This is a genomic window from Nocardia sp. NPDC056564, from assembly GCF_042793755.1.
GTDB lineage: Bacteria > Actinomycetota > Actinomycetes > Mycobacteriales > Mycobacteriaceae > Nocardia.
Window position 1 is genome coordinate 702,653 of sequence record NZ_JBHTUR010000002.1, and the last position, 18,680, is coordinate 721,332.

At 68.8% G+C, this 18,680-nt stretch carries 15 protein-coding genes; 7 read left to right on the forward strand and 8 right to left on the reverse strand.

The features are described from left to right. Positions 1-53: 53 nt before the first annotated feature. A complete protein-coding gene (locus ACFQ9K_RS07400) occupies positions 54-788 on the forward strand; it encodes an SDR family NAD(P)-dependent oxidoreductase (RefSeq protein WP_378715063.1) in 735 nt (244 codons plus the stop codon). Beyond that, positions 788-988: a 4-oxalocrotonate tautomerase family protein gene (locus ACFQ9K_RS07405; RefSeq protein ID WP_378715062.1), complete on the forward strand. Its 201-nt coding sequence runs from the start codon at positions 788-790 to the stop codon at positions 986-988. Before ACFQ9K_RS07400 ends, ACFQ9K_RS07405 begins: the two co-directional genes overlap by 1 nt. Before the next feature lie 57 nt (positions 989-1,045). Here ACFQ9K_RS07405 and speD read toward each other — a convergent pair whose 3' ends face one another. The 4 genes from speD to ACFQ9K_RS07425 all read right to left on the reverse strand — a co-directional run bounded on the left by speD (position 1,046) and on the right by ACFQ9K_RS07425 (position 7,058). Continuing rightward, positions 1,046-2,290 (reverse strand): adenosylmethionine decarboxylase, encoded by a 1,245-nt coding sequence (gene speD, locus ACFQ9K_RS07410; RefSeq protein WP_378715060.1) that lies wholly within the window; start codon positions 2,288-2,290, stop codon positions 1,046-1,048. Positions 2,291-2,298: 8 nt separating this feature from the next. Continuing rightward, the gene (locus ACFQ9K_RS07415; RefSeq protein ID WP_378715058.1) at positions 2,299-3,399 is read right to left on the reverse strand and encodes a type III PLP-dependent enzyme; all 1,101 of its coding nucleotides are present in this window, start codon (positions 3,397-3,399) and stop codon (positions 2,299-2,301) included. A gap of 171 nt (positions 3,400-3,570) precedes the next feature. Further along, positions 3,571-6,069 (reverse strand): DEAD/DEAH box helicase, encoded by a 2,499-nt coding sequence (locus ACFQ9K_RS07420; protein WP_378715056.1) that lies wholly within the window; start codon positions 6,067-6,069, stop codon positions 3,571-3,573. Between the two features lie 35 nt (positions 6,070-6,104). Beyond that, complete coding sequence (locus tag ACFQ9K_RS07425; protein ID WP_378715054.1) at positions 6,105-7,058, reverse strand: proteasome assembly chaperone family protein; 954 nt, start codon at positions 7,056-7,058, stop codon at positions 6,105-6,107. Between the two features lie 245 nt (positions 7,059-7,303). On the opposite strand from ACFQ9K_RS07425, the gene ACFQ9K_RS07430 reads away from it, so the two are divergent. Continuing rightward, entirely contained in the window at positions 7,304-8,008 is a 705-nt protein-coding gene (locus ACFQ9K_RS07430) for a sensor domain-containing protein (RefSeq protein ID WP_378715053.1), read from the forward strand. Positions 8,009-8,269: 261 nt separating this feature from the next. On the opposite strand, the gene ACFQ9K_RS07435 is transcribed toward ACFQ9K_RS07430, so the two are convergent. Then, the gene (locus ACFQ9K_RS07435; RefSeq protein WP_378715051.1) at positions 8,270-8,851 is read right to left on the reverse strand and encodes a hypothetical protein; all 582 of its coding nucleotides are present in this window, start codon (positions 8,849-8,851) and stop codon (positions 8,270-8,272) included. A gap of 105 nt (positions 8,852-8,956) precedes the next feature. Here ACFQ9K_RS07435 and ACFQ9K_RS07440 point away from each other — a divergent pair, with 105 nt between their 5' ends. Beyond that, complete coding sequence (locus ACFQ9K_RS07440) at positions 8,957-10,387, forward strand: DUF4192 domain-containing protein (protein WP_378715049.1); 1,431 nt, start codon at positions 8,957-8,959, stop codon at positions 10,385-10,387. Positions 10,388-10,847: 460 nt separating this feature from the next. On the opposite strand, the gene galE is transcribed toward ACFQ9K_RS07440, so the two are convergent. Both galE and ACFQ9K_RS07450 read right to left on the reverse strand, forming a co-directional pair. After that, positions 10,848-11,828: a UDP-glucose 4-epimerase GalE gene (galE, locus tag ACFQ9K_RS07445; protein ID WP_378715047.1), complete on the reverse strand. Its 981-nt coding sequence runs from the start codon at positions 11,826-11,828 to the stop codon at positions 10,848-10,850. 3 nt (positions 11,829-11,831) lie between these two features. Beyond that, positions 11,832-12,518 (reverse strand): iron dependent repressor, metal binding and dimerization domain protein, encoded by a 687-nt coding sequence (locus ACFQ9K_RS07450; RefSeq protein WP_378715045.1) that lies wholly within the window; start codon positions 12,516-12,518, stop codon positions 11,832-11,834. A 198-nt stretch (positions 12,519-12,716) separates the two neighbouring features. Here ACFQ9K_RS07450 and ACFQ9K_RS07455 point away from each other — a divergent pair, with 198 nt between their 5' ends. The 3 genes from ACFQ9K_RS07455 to ACFQ9K_RS07465 all read left to right on the forward strand — a co-directional run bounded on the left by ACFQ9K_RS07455 (position 12,717) and on the right by ACFQ9K_RS07465 (position 17,156). After that, positions 12,717-13,985: an acetoin utilization protein AcuC gene (locus ACFQ9K_RS07455; RefSeq protein ID WP_378715044.1), complete on the forward strand. Its 1,269-nt coding sequence runs from the start codon at positions 12,717-12,719 to the stop codon at positions 13,983-13,985. Beyond that, positions 13,978-16,650: a GNAT family N-acetyltransferase gene (locus ACFQ9K_RS07460; protein WP_378715042.1), complete on the forward strand. Its 2,673-nt coding sequence runs from the start codon at positions 13,978-13,980 to the stop codon at positions 16,648-16,650. Before ACFQ9K_RS07455 ends, ACFQ9K_RS07460 begins: the two co-directional genes overlap by 8 nt. A gap of 278 nt (positions 16,651-16,928) precedes the next feature. Continuing rightward, positions 16,929-17,156, forward strand: a complete 228-nt coding sequence (locus tag ACFQ9K_RS07465; RefSeq protein ID WP_378715040.1) for a hypothetical protein — start codon at positions 16,929-16,931, stop codon at positions 17,154-17,156. Positions 17,157-17,541: 385 nt separating this feature from the next. Here ACFQ9K_RS07465 and ACFQ9K_RS07470 read toward each other — a convergent pair whose 3' ends face one another. Next, positions 17,542-18,510: a sigma-70 family RNA polymerase sigma factor gene (locus tag ACFQ9K_RS07470; protein WP_378715038.1), complete on the reverse strand. Its 969-nt coding sequence runs from the start codon at positions 18,508-18,510 to the stop codon at positions 17,542-17,544. Between the last annotated feature and the right edge of the window lie 170 nt (positions 18,511-18,680).

Genomic DNA, 18,680 nt, shown 5'->3' on the forward strand with positions numbered 1-18,680 from the left:
TCTTTGCTTGACCATTCCAAGACGACCGGTCGTATCAATAGAAGGAGAAGTATATGCCGAAGACGGTGATCGTGACCGGATCCTCCAGCGGGATCGGGCAGGATATCGCCCGCGCGTTCGTGCAGCGGGGGGACAACGTGGTGCTCAACGGCCGCGACGCGGACAAGCTGGCCGACGTGGCCGCGCGACTCGACGCGCCCGCGCGGGTCGCTGCGTTCGCGGGCGATATCGGCGCTCCCGCAACGGGTTCCGAGCTGGTCAAGGCGGCGGTCGCGCGGTTCGGTGGGGTGGACGTGCTGGTGAACAACGCGGGAATCTTCGGCAGCAAGCCGTTCGTGGACGTCACCGAGGCGGACCTCGACAGCTACCTGAACGGCAATCTCAAGGGCACCTACTTCACCACGCAGGCCGTGGTACGGCAGCTGACGCGGCAGGGCACCGGCGGCAGCATCGTGAACATCGGCACGGTGCTCATCAACCACGCGCTGGCGGGGCTGCCTGCCTCCGCGGCGCTGGTCAGCAAGGGCGGCGTGCACGCGCTGACCACCAGCCTCGCCGCGGAACTCGCGGCCGACGGCATCCGGGTCAACGCCGTGGCCCCCGGCATCATCCGCACGCCGCTGTTCGGCGACGGCGACGAAACCGCTTCCGGCCGAATGGCTTTGCTGAACCGGATCGGCGAGGTGTCCGAAACCACCGCCGCCGTCCTGTATCTCGCGGACGCCGAGTTCACCACCGGTCACATCTTGCCCGTCGACGGCGGGTTCATCTCGGGGCGGGCCGCCTGATGCCTTACGTCAACATCAAGGTCACCGACGAGGGCGTCACCAGGCAACAGAAGGCGCGCCTGATCAAAGGCGTTACCGACCTGCTCCAGGAGGTCCTCGGCAAAGACCCGGCCACCACCTACGTGGTCATCGACGAGGTCGATCTCGCCAACTGGGGCGTCGGCGGACTCGACGTCGAGCAGTACCGCAAGCAACCCTGATCCCGCGAAGCACACCGGCCCCCGGGCGAAAGCGCCTGGGGGCCGGTGTGGTTGGTGCTATACGCGCAGGGCGTACGGTTCGATCGCGCCACGGACGAGTGCCCGCGCGTCGACGGTTTCCGGACGGTAGGGCAGCGTGGCCAGACGGTCGGTCATGGTCTGCACCGGGTCGTCCATCCGCTCGTTGCGTCCGAACAGGAACGTCCACTCGTGCTCGTCGCTGCCGTACTGCACGACGGTGTCGAACTGCTCGTGGAAGCGATTCCAGGACCGCTTCAACGTCTCGTTGCGCCACATGGTCGCGCAGCCGGCCTGGGCGCTCAGCACGCCACCGGGGGCGAGCAGCGCCCGACATCGGGACAGGAACTCCGACTCGTAGAGGCGGTTGTGCTGCGCGTCTTCGACCCGCTCGTCGGGCAGGTCGATCACGATGACGTCGTAGCGGGTGCCCGCCTCGGCGGCCTCGGCCAGGAAGTCCCAGCCGTCGGCGTAGTGCACCTTGATCGGGCCCTCACCCTTGACCGCCGCGGTCAGCTCGTCGGTGGTGTAGCCGTAGGGCAGGTGCTCGGCGCACAGCTCGACCTCGAGCTGGTCGATGTCGACGTGATCGACCAGCGACGCGCCGGCCTCGACCGACATCTGGCTGGCCACGCCCTCACCGGAACCGATGATGAGCACCTTCTCCAGCTTCTCGGCCAGCGCGAAGGCGGGGACCATCATCGCCTCGTGGTAGGTCACCTGGGAGAACTCCGTGGACTGGCGATCGTCGTCGGAGAACAGGCTGATGCCCTGCTCGGTGCGCGCGATCACCATGTGCTGGAACGGAGTATGGGTGTCCACGATGACCTCGTGCAGGTCCCAGATGCGGGTCAGGCCCGCGCCTACGGGTTCTTCGATTCGCTGCAGGTCGGCGGTCGGCGAGGCCGACGGGGTGGGTGAATACTGCGCGCCGTGGCCGCGGCGGATGACCTGCATTTGAACATCCTTGGGCGACAACTTGTCTCGTAGCAGTTCGACGGCTTTCGACGCGCCTGCGCCGATACTGCCGCAGGTGAAGACGTCGACAAAGATGTCGCCGGACTCCGGATAGGTGTGAATCGAGGCGTGAGACTCCGACAACAGCGCGAGGACAGTCACCCCCTGCGGATCGAACTTCTTGTGTACGACATCGCAGATGGTGACGCCCGCCGCGATCAAAGACTCACGCAACGCCGATTCGAGTCGTTCGAGGTCGTCGCAGAGGGTCGCGTCGACACCACCGAACTCGGCCAGCACGTGCCAGCCGGTGAAATCCGCCGTCATGGGCAAACTCACTCTCGCTCAGCGCCCGAGACATGAACGGTCAAGGGCGGAAAACCATTGAAGGACACCGACGAATAACTCGCGGTATAGGCGCCGGTGTCGAGGATCTGGATGCGATCACCGGCTCGCAACGTGGTCGGTAGGAGGACTCGCGTGCGTTGATACAGTACATCGTCTCCGTCGCAGGTCGGACCAGCCACCACTGCCTCGTCGACAGGGTCACCGTCCCGATCCGTGACGAATCGATAGGCGATGTACTCGTTCTCGGTCTCGGCCATACCGTTGTAGCGGCCGATGTCGAGATACACCCAGCGCCGGGCGTCCGGCGCAATGCGCACGCCGATGACTTCGGCGTGGATGATGCCCGCGGAACCGACCAGCGCGCGGCCGGGTTCGACCACCAATCCGGCGGTCCCGGGCAGGAATTCGGTCGCGGCGGCGTTGATCACCGCCGCGATCTCGGCGAGGGCGGGCGCCGGATCGGCGTACGCGATCGGCAGTCCGCCACCGATATTCACCGAAGGGACGTGAATATCCTTGTCCGCCAACGCCTCCACGATCCGGCCCGCCTGCTCGATGCCGATCCGCCAGGCGTCCGGATCGAGCTGCTGGGACCCGACGTGGAAGTACGGCCCGCCGACGATCAACCCGAGGTCACGCGCCCGCACCAGCAGCCGGAACGCCTCGCCCGGCGTGCAGCCGAACTTGGTGCCGAACGGGGTGCGCGACTCGGGAGCCGAAGCGAGGAACCGGCATTCGACCTCCGAGCCCGGCGCGTGCTCCACGATGCGCAGCAGGTCGTCCTCGGTGTCGAAGGCGTACCGGCGCACGCCGAGCGCGTAGGCGCGGGCGATGTCGGCGGCCTTCTTGATCGGGTTGCCGTAGCAGAGCGTGTCCGCTTCCACCCCGAGCGCCAGGCACAGCTCGATCTCGCCGATGCTGGCGACATCGAACTCGGCGCCTTCCTCGTCGAGCGCCCGGATGATCTCCGGCACCGGACTTGCCTTGACCGCGAAGCGAATCCTTGCCGCGGGCATGGCGGCATGGAGCGCGTGGAAGTTCGCACGCACTCGCTCGGGATAGATGACAAGAAACGGTGATTCGGGCATAGTTGATCTTTCGCTTGGCAGCAGCGGAGAGAGTATCAGCGGGCCCTACCCAGAAACGAATCCGTCAAACCTCGGGTCGGTGGCACTCCAGCGAAGCACCCGCTAACGGGCCGGAGATAGCCGCTGACCTGTATGGATTCCGTAGTGATTCGGGTGGGCCGGGCGGTGCGGTCAGCCCGCGGACACCGTGATTTCGTCGAACACGACCTCACCGGCGGCATCGGACTCGGCCAGGTCCACCACGCCGACGATCGACCAGCCGTGGTCGCCCGCCGGGTCGTCGAGGACCTGACGCACCTGCCAGAAACCGGGTCTTCGTTCGATCTGGAACAGTTGCGGTCCGCGCGCGTCCTGGCCGGTCCCGATGCGCTCGTACTCGTCGAAATACGGGGCCAGCTCGGTCTCCCAATCCGGCCCGGTGCCCAGCTCGGCCAGCAGGTCCCAGCGGCGCAGCGCGGCCAGCTCGACCCGGCGGAACATGGTGTTGCGGATCATCACCCGGAACGCGCGCTCGTTGGCCGAGATGGGGCGCACCGTCTCGGCGCCGAAGGCGAGCTGGTCGGCGTCGATCTCCGCGCCGGGGTTGGTGAGCTGCTCCCACTCGTCGAGCAGGCTCGAGTCGACCTGGCGGACCAGTTCGCCGAGCCACTCGGTGATGTCGTCGAGCTCCTCGGTGCGCGCGGAGTCCGGCACGGTGCGGCGCAGCGCGCGATAGGCGTCGGCCAGGTAGCGCAGCACCACGCCCTCGGACCGGGCCAGCTCGTAGAACGAGATCAGCTCGGCGAAGGTCATCGAGCGTTCGATCATGTCGCGCACCACCGACTTGGGCGACGGCGCGAATTCCGACACCCACGGGTGACCGGCGCGGTAGGTCTCGAAGGCGGGCTCGATCAGCTCGGCCAGGGGCTTGGGCCAGGTGACCTCTTCGAGCAGTTCCATCCGCTCGTCGTACTCGATGCCGTCGGCCTTCATCTCATTGATCGCCACGCCGCGCGCCTTGTGCTGCTGAGCCATCAGCAGCTGGCGCGGATCCTCGAGGGTCGATTCGATGAGGGACACCACATCGAGGGTATAGCCGGGCGCGTCTTTGTCGAGCAGTTCGAAGGCGGCCAGGGCGAACGGCGACAGCGGCTGGTCGAGCGCGAAGTCGCGTTGCAGGTCGACGGTGAGGCGGGCGCGGCGGCCCTGCGCGTCGGGCTCGTCGAGCTGCTGAACCACGCCCGCGTCGCGCAGCGCGCGGTAGAGGCGGATGGCGCGCAGGATGTGCTTGCGCTGGGCCGGGCGCGGCTCGTGGTTGTCCTCGAGCAGGTGGCGCATGGCGTCGAAACAGTTGCCCGGCCGGGCGATCACGTTGAGCAGCATGGAGTTCGTCACCGCGAACCGCGAGACCATCGGCTCGGGCTGGGCGGCGACCAGGCGATCGAAGGTCTCCTCGCTCCACGAGACGAAGCCCTCGGGCGGCTTGCGGCGCACCACCTTTCGCTGCTTCTTCGGGTCGTCCCCGGCCTTGGCGAGCAGGCGGGTGTTCTCCACCTCGTGCTCGGGCGCCTGCACGACGACGGTGCCCATGGTGTCGTAACCCGCGCGACCCGCCCGCCCCGAGATCTGGTGGAACTCACGGGCCTTCAGCCTGCGGGTGCGCACGCCGTCGTACTTGGTCAGCCCGGTGAGCAGCACCGTGCGGATCGGGACGTTGATGCCGACGCCGAGGGTGTCGGTGCCGCAGACGACCTTCAGCAGACCCTCCTGGGCGAGGCGTTCGACCAGTCGGCGGTACTTCGGCAGCATGCCGGCGTGGTGCACGCCGATGCCGTGGCGGATCAGCCGCGAGAGCGTCTTGCCGAAGCCGGAGGCGAACCGGAATTCGCCCAAAGCCGCGGCGATGGCGTCCTTTTCGGCGCGGGTGGCGAAGTTCACGCTGGTCAGCGCCTGGGCGCGTTCGAGCGCCGCGGCCTGGGTGAAATGCACCACGTAGACCGGGGCCTGGTGGGTGGTGACGAGTTCTTCCAGGGTTTCGGTGATGGGGGTGCGCGCGTAGGAGAAGGTCAGCGGGACCGGGCGTTCGGTGCCGGCCACGATCGCCGACGGACGACCGGTGCGCCTGCGCATGTCCTCGGCGAAGAAGTCGACCTCGCCGAGGGTGGCCGACATCAGCAGGAACTGCGCGCGGGGAAGTTCGAGCAGCGGGACCTGCCAGGCCCAGCCGCGGTCGGGGTCGGCGTAGAAGTGGAATTCGTCCATCACGACCTGGCCGACGTCGGCGGCCGGACCCTCGCGCAAGGCGAGGTTCGCCAGGATCTCCGCGGTGGCGCAGATGATCGGCGCGTCCGCGTTCACCGCGGCGTCGCCGGTCACCATGCCGACCTTGTCGGCGCCGAACACATCGCACAGGGCGAAGAACTTCTCGCTGACCAGTGCCTTGATCGGCGCGGTGTAGTAGGTGCGCTTGCCCTGGGCGAGCGCGATGAGGTGCGCGCCGACCGCGACCAGCGACTTACCCGAACCCGTCGGCGTCGCCAGGATGACGTTGGATCCGGACGCTAATTCGAGTAGCGCCTCGTCCTGCGCCGGATACAGCGGGGTGCCCTGTTCCGCGGCCCACGCCCCGAAGGACTCGTACAGGGCGTCGGCGTCGGTTCCCGGTATCTCCAGCAGCTCGGTCAGATCCACTCCGAACACCCTACGGGCTGGCGCCCGCAGGGTTGTTACCGCTGCTCACCTGTCCCCGGGCCGCTTTCCCCCTCGTAGCCGCCTTGCTCGGCCAGGAAGCGTTCGAACTCGGCGCCCAACTCGTCGCCGCTGGGCAGCTCGCCGTCGCCGACCAGCAGGCTCGACTGGCGTTCCTGGGCGCTGACGAAGCTGTCGTACTGGCGTTCCAGCGCGTGCACGACCGTCTCCACCTCGGAGTTACCGGCGATGTGCTCGTTGACCTGTTCGCGGACCCTGGCCGCGGCCTCGCCGAGCGCGGCGAGCGGAATCTCCAGGCCCGCGTTGTCGGCGACGTTCTCCAGCAGGGTCTGGGCGGCCTCGGGGTACGCGGTCTGAGCCAGGTAGTGCGGCACGTGCACGGAGAAGCCGACGGACTCCTGTCCGTGCTGGGCCATCCGGTATTCCAGCAGCGACGACGCGCTACCGGGCACCTGGAGTTCGCCGGGCCAGCGCTGATGCTCGGCGATCAGGTCGCGGTCCGACGAATGCGCGGTGACGCCGAGCGGACGGGTGTGCGGGATCGCCATCGGGATGGCGCTGAGGCCGATGCTGCGGCGCACGCCGAGCTGTTCGGCGAGCAGGCGCACCGCGGTGGTGAACTTCTCCCAGCGCAGGTCCGGTTCGATGCCGGCGAGCAGCAGGAACGGGGTGCCTGCCGTGTCGCGCAGGGCCCAGAGGTTGAGCTCGGGCTCGGCGTACTCGGAGAAGTGATCGGTCTTGAACGTCATCAGCGGACGGCGCGAGCGGTAGTCCAGCAGCTCGTCCACGTCGAACGAGGCGACCAGTTCGCTCTCCAGGCTCTCGCGCAGGTGCGTCGTGGCCAGCCGCACCGCATGCCCGGCATCGGTGAAGCCCTCGAGTCCGTGCACCAGAACGGGACCCTCGCCGTCGTCGGACGACAGCTGCGGAGCGGGAAACTCCAGTTCGTACATTCGCGACTCGTGGTCCATCGCGTCCTCCTTCCTGCGCGGTTCCTGCGGCACGGGTGATGCTCGGTCTTCGACACCGAAGTCATTCGAGACGAGCAGCGTCCGAGACGGGAACCATGTCCATTGTCCCCCATGTGGGTGACAGTCACCGCGCACGGCCGGACACCGACCCATACGACGAGGCAACAGCGTCAGCGCTCCGTGCATTCCCGGTGCGGCGGCGTGGCATCGCGGGTGGGCATCGGGAGTTTGGCACAGTGGGGTGGGTGACTGTGGCGGATTCGACGCGCAAGGGGGCGGGCATCGCCATGTCCGCAGCGTGTTTCGCGCTGCTCGCCGGCTGCGGGTCGACGGTGGACGGGCATCCGGTCGCGGGGGAGCAGACGGTGGTGTCGCGGCATGTCGGTGCGGCGTTGTCGGCGTTGCTGGTGGAACCGGGGCAGTTTCCGGCGCGGTACCCGGCGGTGGTGTTGCCCGCCGAGGCGGCGGCGCAGGCGGCCGGGGATCTGACCGGGGTCGGGCGGGGCGGGCGGGTGCAGCCGGAGCGTTGCGTGCCGCCGCAGCAGCAGTTCGGGCCGGACAAGACGGCGATCGCGGTCGGGACCGATGATGCCGCGCGGGCGACGATCACGGTGGAGCTGACGCGGACCGAGCAGCCGCTCGCCGTGTTGCGGAGTCAGCTGCGGCAGTGTGGGTCGGTGCAGGTGAGCCGGGGTGCGGCGAGGACGACCGTGACGACCGAGCTGGATTCGGCGCCGCCGATCGATGCGGATGACGCGTTGGCGTTTCGGCGGACCGTGCAGCCGGACGTCGGTGGGGCAGGGTTGAAGCAGGCGATGCGGACGTTGGCCGGGCAGGTGGGTGATGTGCGAATCACTGTGACGTTCATGTCGTTTTCGGGGGCCGAGCCGGATATGACGGCGGTGGATCAGCTGTTCACGACGGCCGTGCAGCGGGTGCAGAAGGGGTAGTCGGCCGGGCACGGTAACAGGTCGGGCGGACACCCCGCGCGGTCGGGACGGCGCGGGCGCGGGCGATTGTCCACAGCGTCCGGGAATTCCACAGGGCGAGCGAATTGCCTGGTCAGCGCGGTGGTCCCGCCGGTCTGGGAGAGCACGCTCGAGGCCATGACCACTCCCGCGAATCCACATTCCTCCGGCCGTGCCGACGCGCAGGCCGATTCCTCGTCCGACAGCGTTCGGGCTCAGGACGAACTCTTCTGCACGCGTCCGTCAATGCTCAGCGGCAAGCGGACCTCCCGCGCGCCGGTGAGCCTTGCGACCGCGTTGCGCTCGTGCCAGTTCCTCCGGTCCGGTGATCGTGCGCGATCCCATGCCGCGGGGGCGCAGGACGACACGGTGCGGACGGAACGTGAGCTGCCATCCGCCGGCCTGGTGCAGGCCGACGCTGTGGCGCAGTCGGACGAAACGGTGTGTTCCGACGGTGTTGTGCGGCCGGAAGGCGAAGTGCGGCCGGATAACACGACGCAGCAGGAACGGGCAGTGCAGCTGCACCGAGCGGCGCGCCCGGATCATGCTGGGCAGCCGGACCAAACGGGGTGCCCGGATCATGCTGGGCAGCCGGACCAAACGGGGTGCCTGGATGGTGTTGGGCGGCCGGACGACAAAGGGCGTCTGGATGGTGCAGGGCGGCCGGGCGAAACGGGGTGCCTGGATGGTGCAGGGCGGCCGGGCGAAACGGGGGGCCTGGAGAGTGTTGGGCAGCCGGGCGAAACGGGGTGCCTGGAGGGTGTTGGGCAGCCGGGCGAAACGGGGTGCCTGGAGGGTGTTGGGCGGCCGGATGGAGCGGTGCACCTGGATGGTGCTGGCAGGCCGGATGAAGTGGAATGCCCGGGTCGCGCAGAGCGGGTGGACCTGACGGCGGCCTCCGATTGCGCAGGGCAAGTGGAGGATGCAGCGATGCCGGGACGTGCGGTGGCGGCGGATGACGTGTCGCGGTCAGTCGATGTGGTGCGACGCGGCGACTCCCCGCAGCCGGGTAGCACGACTCGTCCGGACGGTTTGTGGCGCAATGAGATCGGCACGCTGGAGGACACTGCTCGCGTCGGTACCGGGACGACCGCGAACCGCGACCGCGACGACGCGGACGAGTTCTTCGATGACGAGGAGTTCGACGAGTCCGCCGATGCGGATTTCAGTGTCGCGGGCGGTGCGTACGGTGTGGGCGATCGCGGGCGGGTGCTCGTCTGTGCGGATCAGGCACCGCCGTTCGACGCGGATGCGCCGGATTGTGCTGTGTGCGTGGATGAACCGGGGGAGGTGATCGCGGCGGTGCCGGCGATGATCGGGTTCCCGCCGGAGCGGTCGCTGGTGGTGCTGGTGCTGCGGTCCTCGGGGCGTGGCACCGGGTCGATCATCGACGCGGTGGTGCGGTTCGATCTGGATCAGGACGGTGGGCGGCGCCGGCTGCGGGCGGGAATGGTGGCGCAGTGCGTGTTGCAGATCTGTGCGCACGATGACATCGCCGAGGTGCTCGTCGTCGTGGTCGACGACCGGGCGGTCGAAGCGCCGCGGCGGTCGGAGACCGGAGAGCGGTGCGGCACCGGACGATTCGAGGTGCTGATCGACGCGCTGGACCGGCGCCTCGCCACCCACGAGATCGCGCTGACCGGCGCCTGGGCGGTGCGCGCGATCGAGCCGGAACAGCACTGGTGGAGTCTGCTCGGCCCGGACCGGGAGGGGACACTGCCGGATCCGTCCGCCTCGTCGGTGGCGCTGTCCCATGTCCTCGACGGCAGGCAGATTCGTGGCTCCCGGGCCGAACTGACCGCGCTGGTGGCCGAGGATGTCGAGGTGCGCGATCAGGTGGCGGCGATCCTGGACGGGGCGCTGTCGGTGGCCCGCGACCGGTACGCGCGGGCGGTGCGCCGCGGCGATCCGAGCGACTACAGCAGGCAGGCCCTCGACTACGTGCTGTGGCAGATCGCGAACACCGAGTCCGGCGTCCAGCTCATGGTCCCCGAACTCGCGGAACTCGCTGCCGCCCTGCGGGATCGAGCCGTCCGCGACGCCATGTTCGCGCTCGCCGTCGGCGACCATGCCGTGGCTGCCGAGGGCCTCTGGGCCGCGCTCACCCGAGCCCTGACCGGTCGCGACCGTGCCGAAGCCGCGTCCCTGCTCGGCTACAGCGCCTACGTCCGCGGCGACGGCCCGCTCGCCGGCATCGCGCTCGAGGCCGCCCTGGACGCGGACCCCGACCACCCGCTCGCCACCTTGCTGGAGGCCTCACTCATGGTCGGCATGCGCCCAGACCAACTGCGCCGCCTCGCCCGCAGCGGCTACGACACAGCCGCCGACCTCGGCATCGACCTGGGCTCACCGGCGCCGTAAATCGCGCACCGACGCGCCGGCGCTGTCCCGTCTGTTGTCGAGGGGCACGGCAAACTCCCGCCTGGCAGCCAATCCGATTGGTATTAAACGATTTCGAAGGGATGACAGGGCGCGCCGCGTACCTGACAGCGGCCACCCGTCATCCCACACCGGAACCGAAACCTGTCAATCGAGGCGGGGTCCGGCGGCCAGTGTGCACAGGTGGTCGTGTGTGCGGCTTGGCCCTGTTGCTTGGTCGCGCGGTGCAGCGAGGAATTCGGATCGTTCGGGTCAGTGCTAACGGACTTTGGCGGGCGGTTGCACCGATGCGGAATGTTTTGTGGGGCAGGTGGCCGAGGAATTGGGCACCTTCGCAAGGGCTGCGCCTGGCGGTGGTGAATGCGGGTAGTGCCGTTGGATAGCGAAAGGGGCGGCATGGCGTGGAAAGGCCGTGCCGCCCCGTCAACGGGAAACGCTGAAATCAGGGGGCGCTGTGGGCGCGATCGCCGAGGGTCTGGAGGAAAGCCCAGGCGTCGGAGACGATTTCGTCGAGGTCGTTGTGTTCGGGGTGCCAGCCCAGGTCGGCGATGGCGCGGGCGCTGGAGGCGATGAGGGTGGCCGGGTCGCCGGGACGGCGGGGCGCGTCCTGGGCGGCGATGGGCAGGCCGGTGACGCGTTCGCAGGCCGAGATCACCTGGCGGACCGAGAATCCGGTGCCGCTGCCGAGGTTGTACACGCGGTGCGTGCCCGGCTCGGAGGTGGCCAGGGCCAGCAGGTGGGCCTGGGCCAGGTCACGGATGTGGATGTAGTCGCGGACCGCGGTGCCGTCCGGGGTCGGCCAGTCGGTGCCGAACACCGAGATCGCCTTGCGGTGGCCCAGCGCGACCTGCAACACCAGCGGGATGAGATGTGTTTCCACCACCCGGTTTTCGCCGAGCCCACCGTAGGCGCCGGCGACGTTGAAGTAGCGCAGGCTGGTCGCCGCCAGTCCGTGCGCGATCGAGTAGGAGGTGATGGCGTGATCGATGGCGAGTTTCGACGCACCGTACGGGTTGGTCGGCCGGGTGGGCGCGTCCTCGGTGATCGGCACCTGTTCGGGTTCGCCGTACACGGCCGCGGTAGAGGAGAACACGAGCCGTGGCGTGCCCGCGTGGCGCATCGCCTCCAGCAGCTCGAAGGTCTTCACCACATTGCCGTGCCAGTACTTCTCCGGCTGCTGCACCGACTCGCCGACCAGCGACTGCGCCGCGAAATGCAGGACACCGTCGAAGGATTCGGCGCCCAGCAGCGCGGTCGCGGCCTGGGCGATGTCGCCCTCGACGAACCGGGCCGCGGACGGCACACCGTCGGCGTTGCCGGTGGACAGATCGTCGACCACGACGACCTCATGACCCTCTTCGAGCAGCACCTGCGCGCATACGCCGCCGACGTATCCGGCGCCACCCGTGACGAGAAGTTTCACCCGTCAGACCAGCTTCACCTGGACGGCGTGGGCCATTTCGTCCGACAGCTCGAAACCGTCGTGACCCGGCACGGTGATGACCACCGAACCCGGCTTGTTCTCGACCGTGACGCGCGCGTCGGGCACGACGCCCGCCTCCCGCAGCTGGCCGATGACCTCGGGATCGGTCTGGATGTGCTCGGCCAGCCGGCGCACGACCACCGCGTGCACCTGGCCGTGCGGCAGATCCGAGAGCCGGACCAGGGTCTCCTCGGCGTGGTCCTGCGGCACGATGCCCAGCTCGTCCAGGCCGGGGATCGGGTTGCCGTACGGGGAGGTGGTCGGGTGGTTGAGCACCTCGACCAGGCGCCGCTCCACGTCCTCGCTCATCACGTGTTCCCAGCGGCAGGCCTCGGCGTGCACGTTCTGCCAGTCCAGGCCGATGATGTCGACGAGCAGGCGCTCGGCGAGCCGGTGCTTGCGCATCACGGCGACCGCCATCCCGCGGCCCTTCTCGGTCAGCTCGAGATGCCGGTCTCCGGCGACCAGCAGCAGACCGTCGCGCTCCATCCGCGCGACAGTTTGGCTCACCGTCGGTCCACTCTGCTCGAGGCGCTCGGCGATGCGCGCGCGCAGGGGCACCACGCCCTCCTCCTCGAGGTCGTAGATGGTACGGAGATACATCTCCGTGGTGTCGACCAGATCTTTCACCTGTTACCCCTTCGTCGGCACGAATTCTACCTACGCACACCGACACGGCCCTGCGCCGGACGGTGTCGCGCCGCGTGCTGCGCGGCAATGCGGGATTCCGGTCGGCGCACGGCTTGCCGCCGCGATCGCTCTTTCCTGTATTTCTACTGCATAGCAACGTTCGACGGGGTCCGTACCTTCCCGCGTAGCGTTGCGACCATGGCCACTGCACCGCGCAGGGAACACCTCCCGCCACCCGGCGAACACAGCAGCCGCGGAACCGTCGTCTGGACCGACCGTTTTCTCGACTACACCTGGACCCCGGAGCATCCGATGAAACCGGCGCGCCTGAAGTTCACCATGGCGCTCGCCGAAAGTCTCGGATTACTCGACGGTGTCGAGTTATTGGCACCCGCCGCGGCCGATCGGGCAGACCTGCTTCGCATTCACACCGCTGATTACATCGACGCGGTCCAACAGGCCACGCCACCGGCCGGATCGCCGCAGGCGCCGCCGTACGGCCTGGGGTCGCCGGACAATCCGGTGTTCCCCGGCATGCACGAGGCGGCCTCGGTGATCGTCGGCGGCACGCTGGCCGCGGCCAGGGAGATCGCCGAGGGCCGGACTCGCCGCGCGGTGAGCATCGGCGGTGGCATGCATCACGCGATGGCCGACTCGGCGGCCGGGTTCTGCGTGTACAACGATGCGGCCGTGGCCATCTCCTGGCTGCTCGACCACGGCTTCGACCGCATCGCCTACCTCGACGTCGACGTGCACCACGGCGACGGCGTGCAGCGGGCGTTCTACGCCGACCCGCGGGTGCTCACCGTCTCCCTGCACCAGCACCCGGCGACGCTGTGGCCGAACACCGGCTGGCCGGAGGAGACCGGCATGGGCGCCGCCGAGGGCACCGCGATCAACCTGCCGTTGCTGCCCGGCACCCGAGACACGCAGTGGCTGCGCGGTTTTCACGCCGTGGTACCCGGCGCGGTCGCGGCGTTCCGTCCGCAGATCGTGGTCAGCCAATGCGGGGTGGATACCCATCGCGAGGATCCCCTGGCGGATCTCGAACTCACGGTGGACGGTCAGCGCGCCGCCTTCCGCGCGATGCGCGACCTCGCCGACGAATACGCCGAGGGCCGCTGGCTCGCCGTCGGCGGCGGCGGGTACGGGCTGGTCCGGGTGGTGCCGCGCGCCTGGACGCATCTGCTCGCCACCGCGCTGGATCGCACCGTCGCGCCGGAGACCGCGATCCCGCAGGACTGGATCAACCAGGTACAGGCGGCGGCGCCCCAGGTGGATCCCCCGCGCACCATGGGTGACGGGGGCGACATCGCCTACCGCCCGTGGGATGGGCCGGGCGGCACGGGGGAGACTGGGGACGCGCGGGAGGACCGCGCCCAGCGCGCCATCGACACGGCCGTGCTGGCCACCCGCCGAGCGAGTTTCGGACTGCTCGGCCTGGACCCGGAGGACCCTCGTGACTGACCCCGTAGACACTCCGGACACCCCGGCCGTCCCGCCGCCCCCGCCGCAGCACTGGTTCGCCGACGTGCTCGCCTCCGACGGCGGCGTGGTGCGGCTGCGGCCGATCACACCCGACGACGCGGACGCGTTGCAGGAATTCCACGCGGCGCTGTCCGACCGCACCCGGTACCTGCGCTACTTCGGCCCGTATCCGCGGATTTCGCCGAAGGACCTGTACCGGACCACGCACGTCGACTATCACGACCGGGTCGGCCTGGTGCTGGTGCTCGGTACCGCGATCATCGGGGTGGGCCGCTACGAGCGGCTGGACCGGGTCGGCCCGCGCTCCGCGGAGGTCGCGTTCGTGGTGGCCGACGGGCATCAGGGGCGTGGGCTCGGCTCGATCCTGTTGGAGCACTTGGCCGGCGCCGCCGCGGAGAACAAGATCGAGACGTTCGTTGCCGAGGTGCTCGCCGAGAACACCACGATGGTGACGGTCTTCCGGGACGCGGGGTACCAGGTCGAGCGCAGCCGGGACGGGTCGGTGCTGCACCTGGAATTCGCCATCGATCCGTCCGAAGCGTTGCTCTCCGTGCGCGATTCGCGGGAGCGTGCCTCCGAGGCGCGCAGTGTGGGCAACCTGCTCGCGCCGCGCTCGGTCGCCGTGATCGGCGCGACGCCGAGCGCGGGCCGGGTGGGTGGCGCGGTGTTGAACAACCTGCTGTCCGGGGTGTTCCAAGGGCCGGTGTTCCCGGTGAATCCGAATCGGCACTCGGTGCGCGGGGTGCGGGCGTACGCGACGGTGCGCGAGATTCCGGACGAGGTCGATCTCGCGGTGGTCGCGGTGCCGCCGGAGGCGATCGGCTCGGTGCTCGACGACTGCATGGCCAAGGGCGTCAAGGGGCTGGTGGTGCTCACCGCCGGATTCGACACGACCGGTGTCGGCGGCGGTGCGGCCGAACGCGAGTTGGTCGCCGCCGCACGGGGACACGGGATGCGGGTGGTCGGGCCGAGCGCGCTCGGTATCGCGAATACCGATCCTTCGGTGGCGCTCAACGCGACCCTGGCGTCGCTGCTGCCCGGCCGCGGGCGGATCGGATTCTTCTGTCAGTCCGGGCCGTTGGGTGCGGCGATCCTCGGGGAGGCCGCGGCCAGGAACCTCGGCCTGTCCACCTTTGTCTCGGCGGGTGATCGTGCCGACGTGTCCGGCAATGACCTGCTCCAGTACTGGGATACCGACCCGGACACCGACGTCGTTCTGCTGTATCTGGAAAGTTTCGGTAATCCGCGCAAGTTCTCCAGGATCGCGCGCCGGGTGGCTCGGACCAAGCCGATCGTCGCGGTCAGCAGCGGCAGGCACGCGGCCCAGCCGGCCGGCGATATGGATCGCTCCATCGTGCGAGACCTGTTCGCGCAGGCCGGGATCGTGCAGGTCGACTCGATCTCGGAGCTGTTCGACTGCGCCGCGCTGCTCGGCTATCAGCCGTTGCCCGGTGGATCCCGGTTGGCGGTGGTGGGTAACAGTGCGGCACTGAATTGGCTGGCCGTCGATGCGGCGCAGGGCGAGGGGTTGGACGTCGGTGACCCGGTGAATCTGGGCCCGCAGGCTACCCCCGGCGCCTACCTCGACGCCACGGTCGCCGCGCTGCGTGCGGACGACATCGATGCGGTGCTGGTGGTTTTCGCGCCGCCGGTACCGCTGCCGATGGCGGGTTTCGCCGACGCGATCCGCGCCGCCGCGGCGGAGGTGCCCGATTCGAACAAGCCGATCCTGACCACTTTCGTTGCCGAACAAGGCATCCCGAATCTGCTTTCCGTTCGTGGTGTCGGTGCCGCGGCGGTGCGCGGGTCGATTCCGTCCTATCCCGATCCGGAACGGGCCGCGCGCGCACTGGCCCGGGTTCGGCGTTACGCGGAGTGGCGCACCAGGCCGGTGTCACAGGTGGTGCGCCCCAGCGGGATCGACACCGAACGCGCGCGCCGGTTGGTCGCCGAGTGGATCGCCGAATCGGGCGGCCGGCGGCTCACCGACCTGGAAACCGTCGAACTGCTGGACTGCTACGGCATTTCGGTGGTCGAGTTCCGTGCGGTACGCAACGCCGACGAAGCCGTCGCCGCGGCCGAGGAACTCGGCTACCCGGTCGCCGCGAAGGCAACCGGCGAAATGTGGCGTCGCCGACCGGATCTCACCGGAGTCCGCCTGGACCTGTGGCGGCCGGAGGCCGTGCGTCAGGGGTACGCAGACCTTGCCGAGCTGTGCGGCGACCCGGTCCTGCACATCCAGAAGATGGCCACCAAGGGTGTCGGCTGCGTCCTGCGCGTCCAAGACGACCCATCGTTCGGGTCGGTCATCGAATTCGGCCTCTCCGGCCTGATCATCGAGCTGCTCGGCGACCGCGCCTACCGCGCCCTACCCCTCACCGCCGACGAAGCCACCGCCCTCATCGACGCCCCCCGCGCCGCCCCGCTGCTCTCCGGCACCCCCGCCAGCCCCCGCGTCGACAAAGCCGCCCTGGCCGAACTGGCCCAACGCATCTCGGCCCTCTTCGACGACCTCCCGGAAATGCGCGAGCTCTCCTTCGACCCAGTCCTGGCCTCCACCAACTCCGCCGAAATCCTCTACGCCCGAGGACGAATCGGCCCCGAACCGAGCCGTTTCGACACCGGCCCCCGCCGCCTCGGCTGAGCAACGGGAGCGCGCGGGCCCGCTTCGGCCCGTGCGCGTCTCCGTCAACTTGGCGGGAACACGTTTGCGCGCGGTCGTATCCGCCCGAGCCGTGTCGCTTCGCCATGGGCTCGCGTCGGCTCGGCGCGTTTGTCGGAGCTGCGGGCATGCCTGCAACCGGTGTACGCCAACGTGTCGGAAATTCTTTGTGCCCGTGATGAATCGGCTCGGCTCGGGTCGGATCGCGCACCGGTGACTACACCCGTGACGAGCCGGGCCAGGCCGCGTATCTCCGCGAGTTGCTGGAGCTGTTCGATACCGCGGGTATCGACGCCACCTTCGTTTTCCTGTTCGCTCTCTACGACCACGTGCACCGCCCGGACGGTGACCCGCGCGACGACCTGGACCTGGCCAGCTACGGAATCGTCAAGGTCTTCGAAACCGGTCAGGGACACCTCTACCCGGATATGCCCTGGGAGCCGAAGGCTGCGTTCTACGCGCAGGCGGAGTTCTACGCCGCGAACTGACCGGCGAGCCACGACAGGGCGTTCGACCGCCGTGCCGACGCTCGGAACCGCTGAACCGGTCCCTTCGCGGAATGCGTTTGCCGAGTGCGGGCCCTCTGCGCTCACTGCGAACGCCAGGGATGGTCAAGGTTGGCCGACGGCATTGTTGACGCTTCACGGAGTCGTCAGGCCGGTGAAATGCGTACGCGAAGTTTGCCGGACCGAGCGCATCGACGGATCTGGCACGATTCACGCCGACCGGTTCGCGGCTCCCGGAGGGGGCGGAGAGCGCGGCACCGGCCGGCGTTGGCAGGTGACCCCGAAGGTCACCGAGTCACACGCCGGACCGATCAGGGGAATGGCCCGGCGTCATAAACGTGCCGGAGTGTTCCGGCACGGGGAGGGATCAGCTGGCGTAGGCGCGGAGACGGTCGGCCCGCTCGCCCTTGCGCAGCTTCGACATGACCTCGCGCTCGATCTGCCGGACCCGCTCGCGGGACAGGCCGAACAGCTTGCCGATCTGGTCGAGGGTGCGCGGCTGGCCGTCGTCGAGACCGAAGCGCAGGCGGATGACCTGCTGCTCGCGCTCGTCGAGGGTGGCCAGGACGCTGCGGACGTCGTGGTGCAGCAGTCCGGCGATCACCGCGGACTCGGCCGAGGTGGCCTCGGAGTCCTCGATGAAGTCGCCGAGCGGCGCCTCTTCGTCGTTGCCGACCGGCATGTCCAGGCTTACCGGGTCGCGGCTGTGATCGAGCAGATCGGAGATCTTCTCGACCGGGATGCCGGACTCGTTGGCCAGTTCCGCGTCGGTGGCTTCGCGGCCGAGCTGCTGGTGCAGCTCACGCTTGATCCTGGCCAGCTTGTTCACCTGTTCGACCAGGTGGACGGGCAGCCGGATGGTGCGGCTCTGATCGGCCATGCCACGGGTGATGGCCTGACGGATCCACCAGGTGGCGTAGGTGGAGAACTTGAAGCCCTTGGCGTAGTCGAACTTCTCCATCGCGCGGATCAGACCCAGGTTGCCTTCCTGGATGAGGTCCAGCAGCGGCATGCCGCGGCCGGTGTAGCGCTTGGCGAGCGAAACCACAAGGCGGAGGTTGGCTTCCAGCAGGTGCGACCGCGCGGCTTGACCCTCGCGGACGATTTGCGCCAGATCCCGCTTGCGGGTGGCCGACAGGCGTTTGCCGGTCTCCAACAGGTGCTGGGCGTAGAGGCCCGCCTCGATACGCTTGGCCAGCTCGACCTCGTCGGCGGCCGTGAGCAGTGCGGTGCGGCCGATCCCATTCAGGTACACGCGTACCAGGTCGGCTGCGGGGCTCTGGGCGTCGAGGTCCTGATCGCTGATGCGCACACGAGTGGTGGCGGGGCTTGTCATGACTTGCCTCCTGTCGGTGGTGTCTCACTCCGAACAACGGACCCGACAGAGAGAAAGTTCCCCGTCTCGGCTCAGATAAACCGCTCTGACGTGCGGTTTTCATCACTCTCGTCTGAGAAGTTCCTGAGAAGGTCTCAGACGTGGAACGAGCCTGTTGTCCGGTGCCTGCA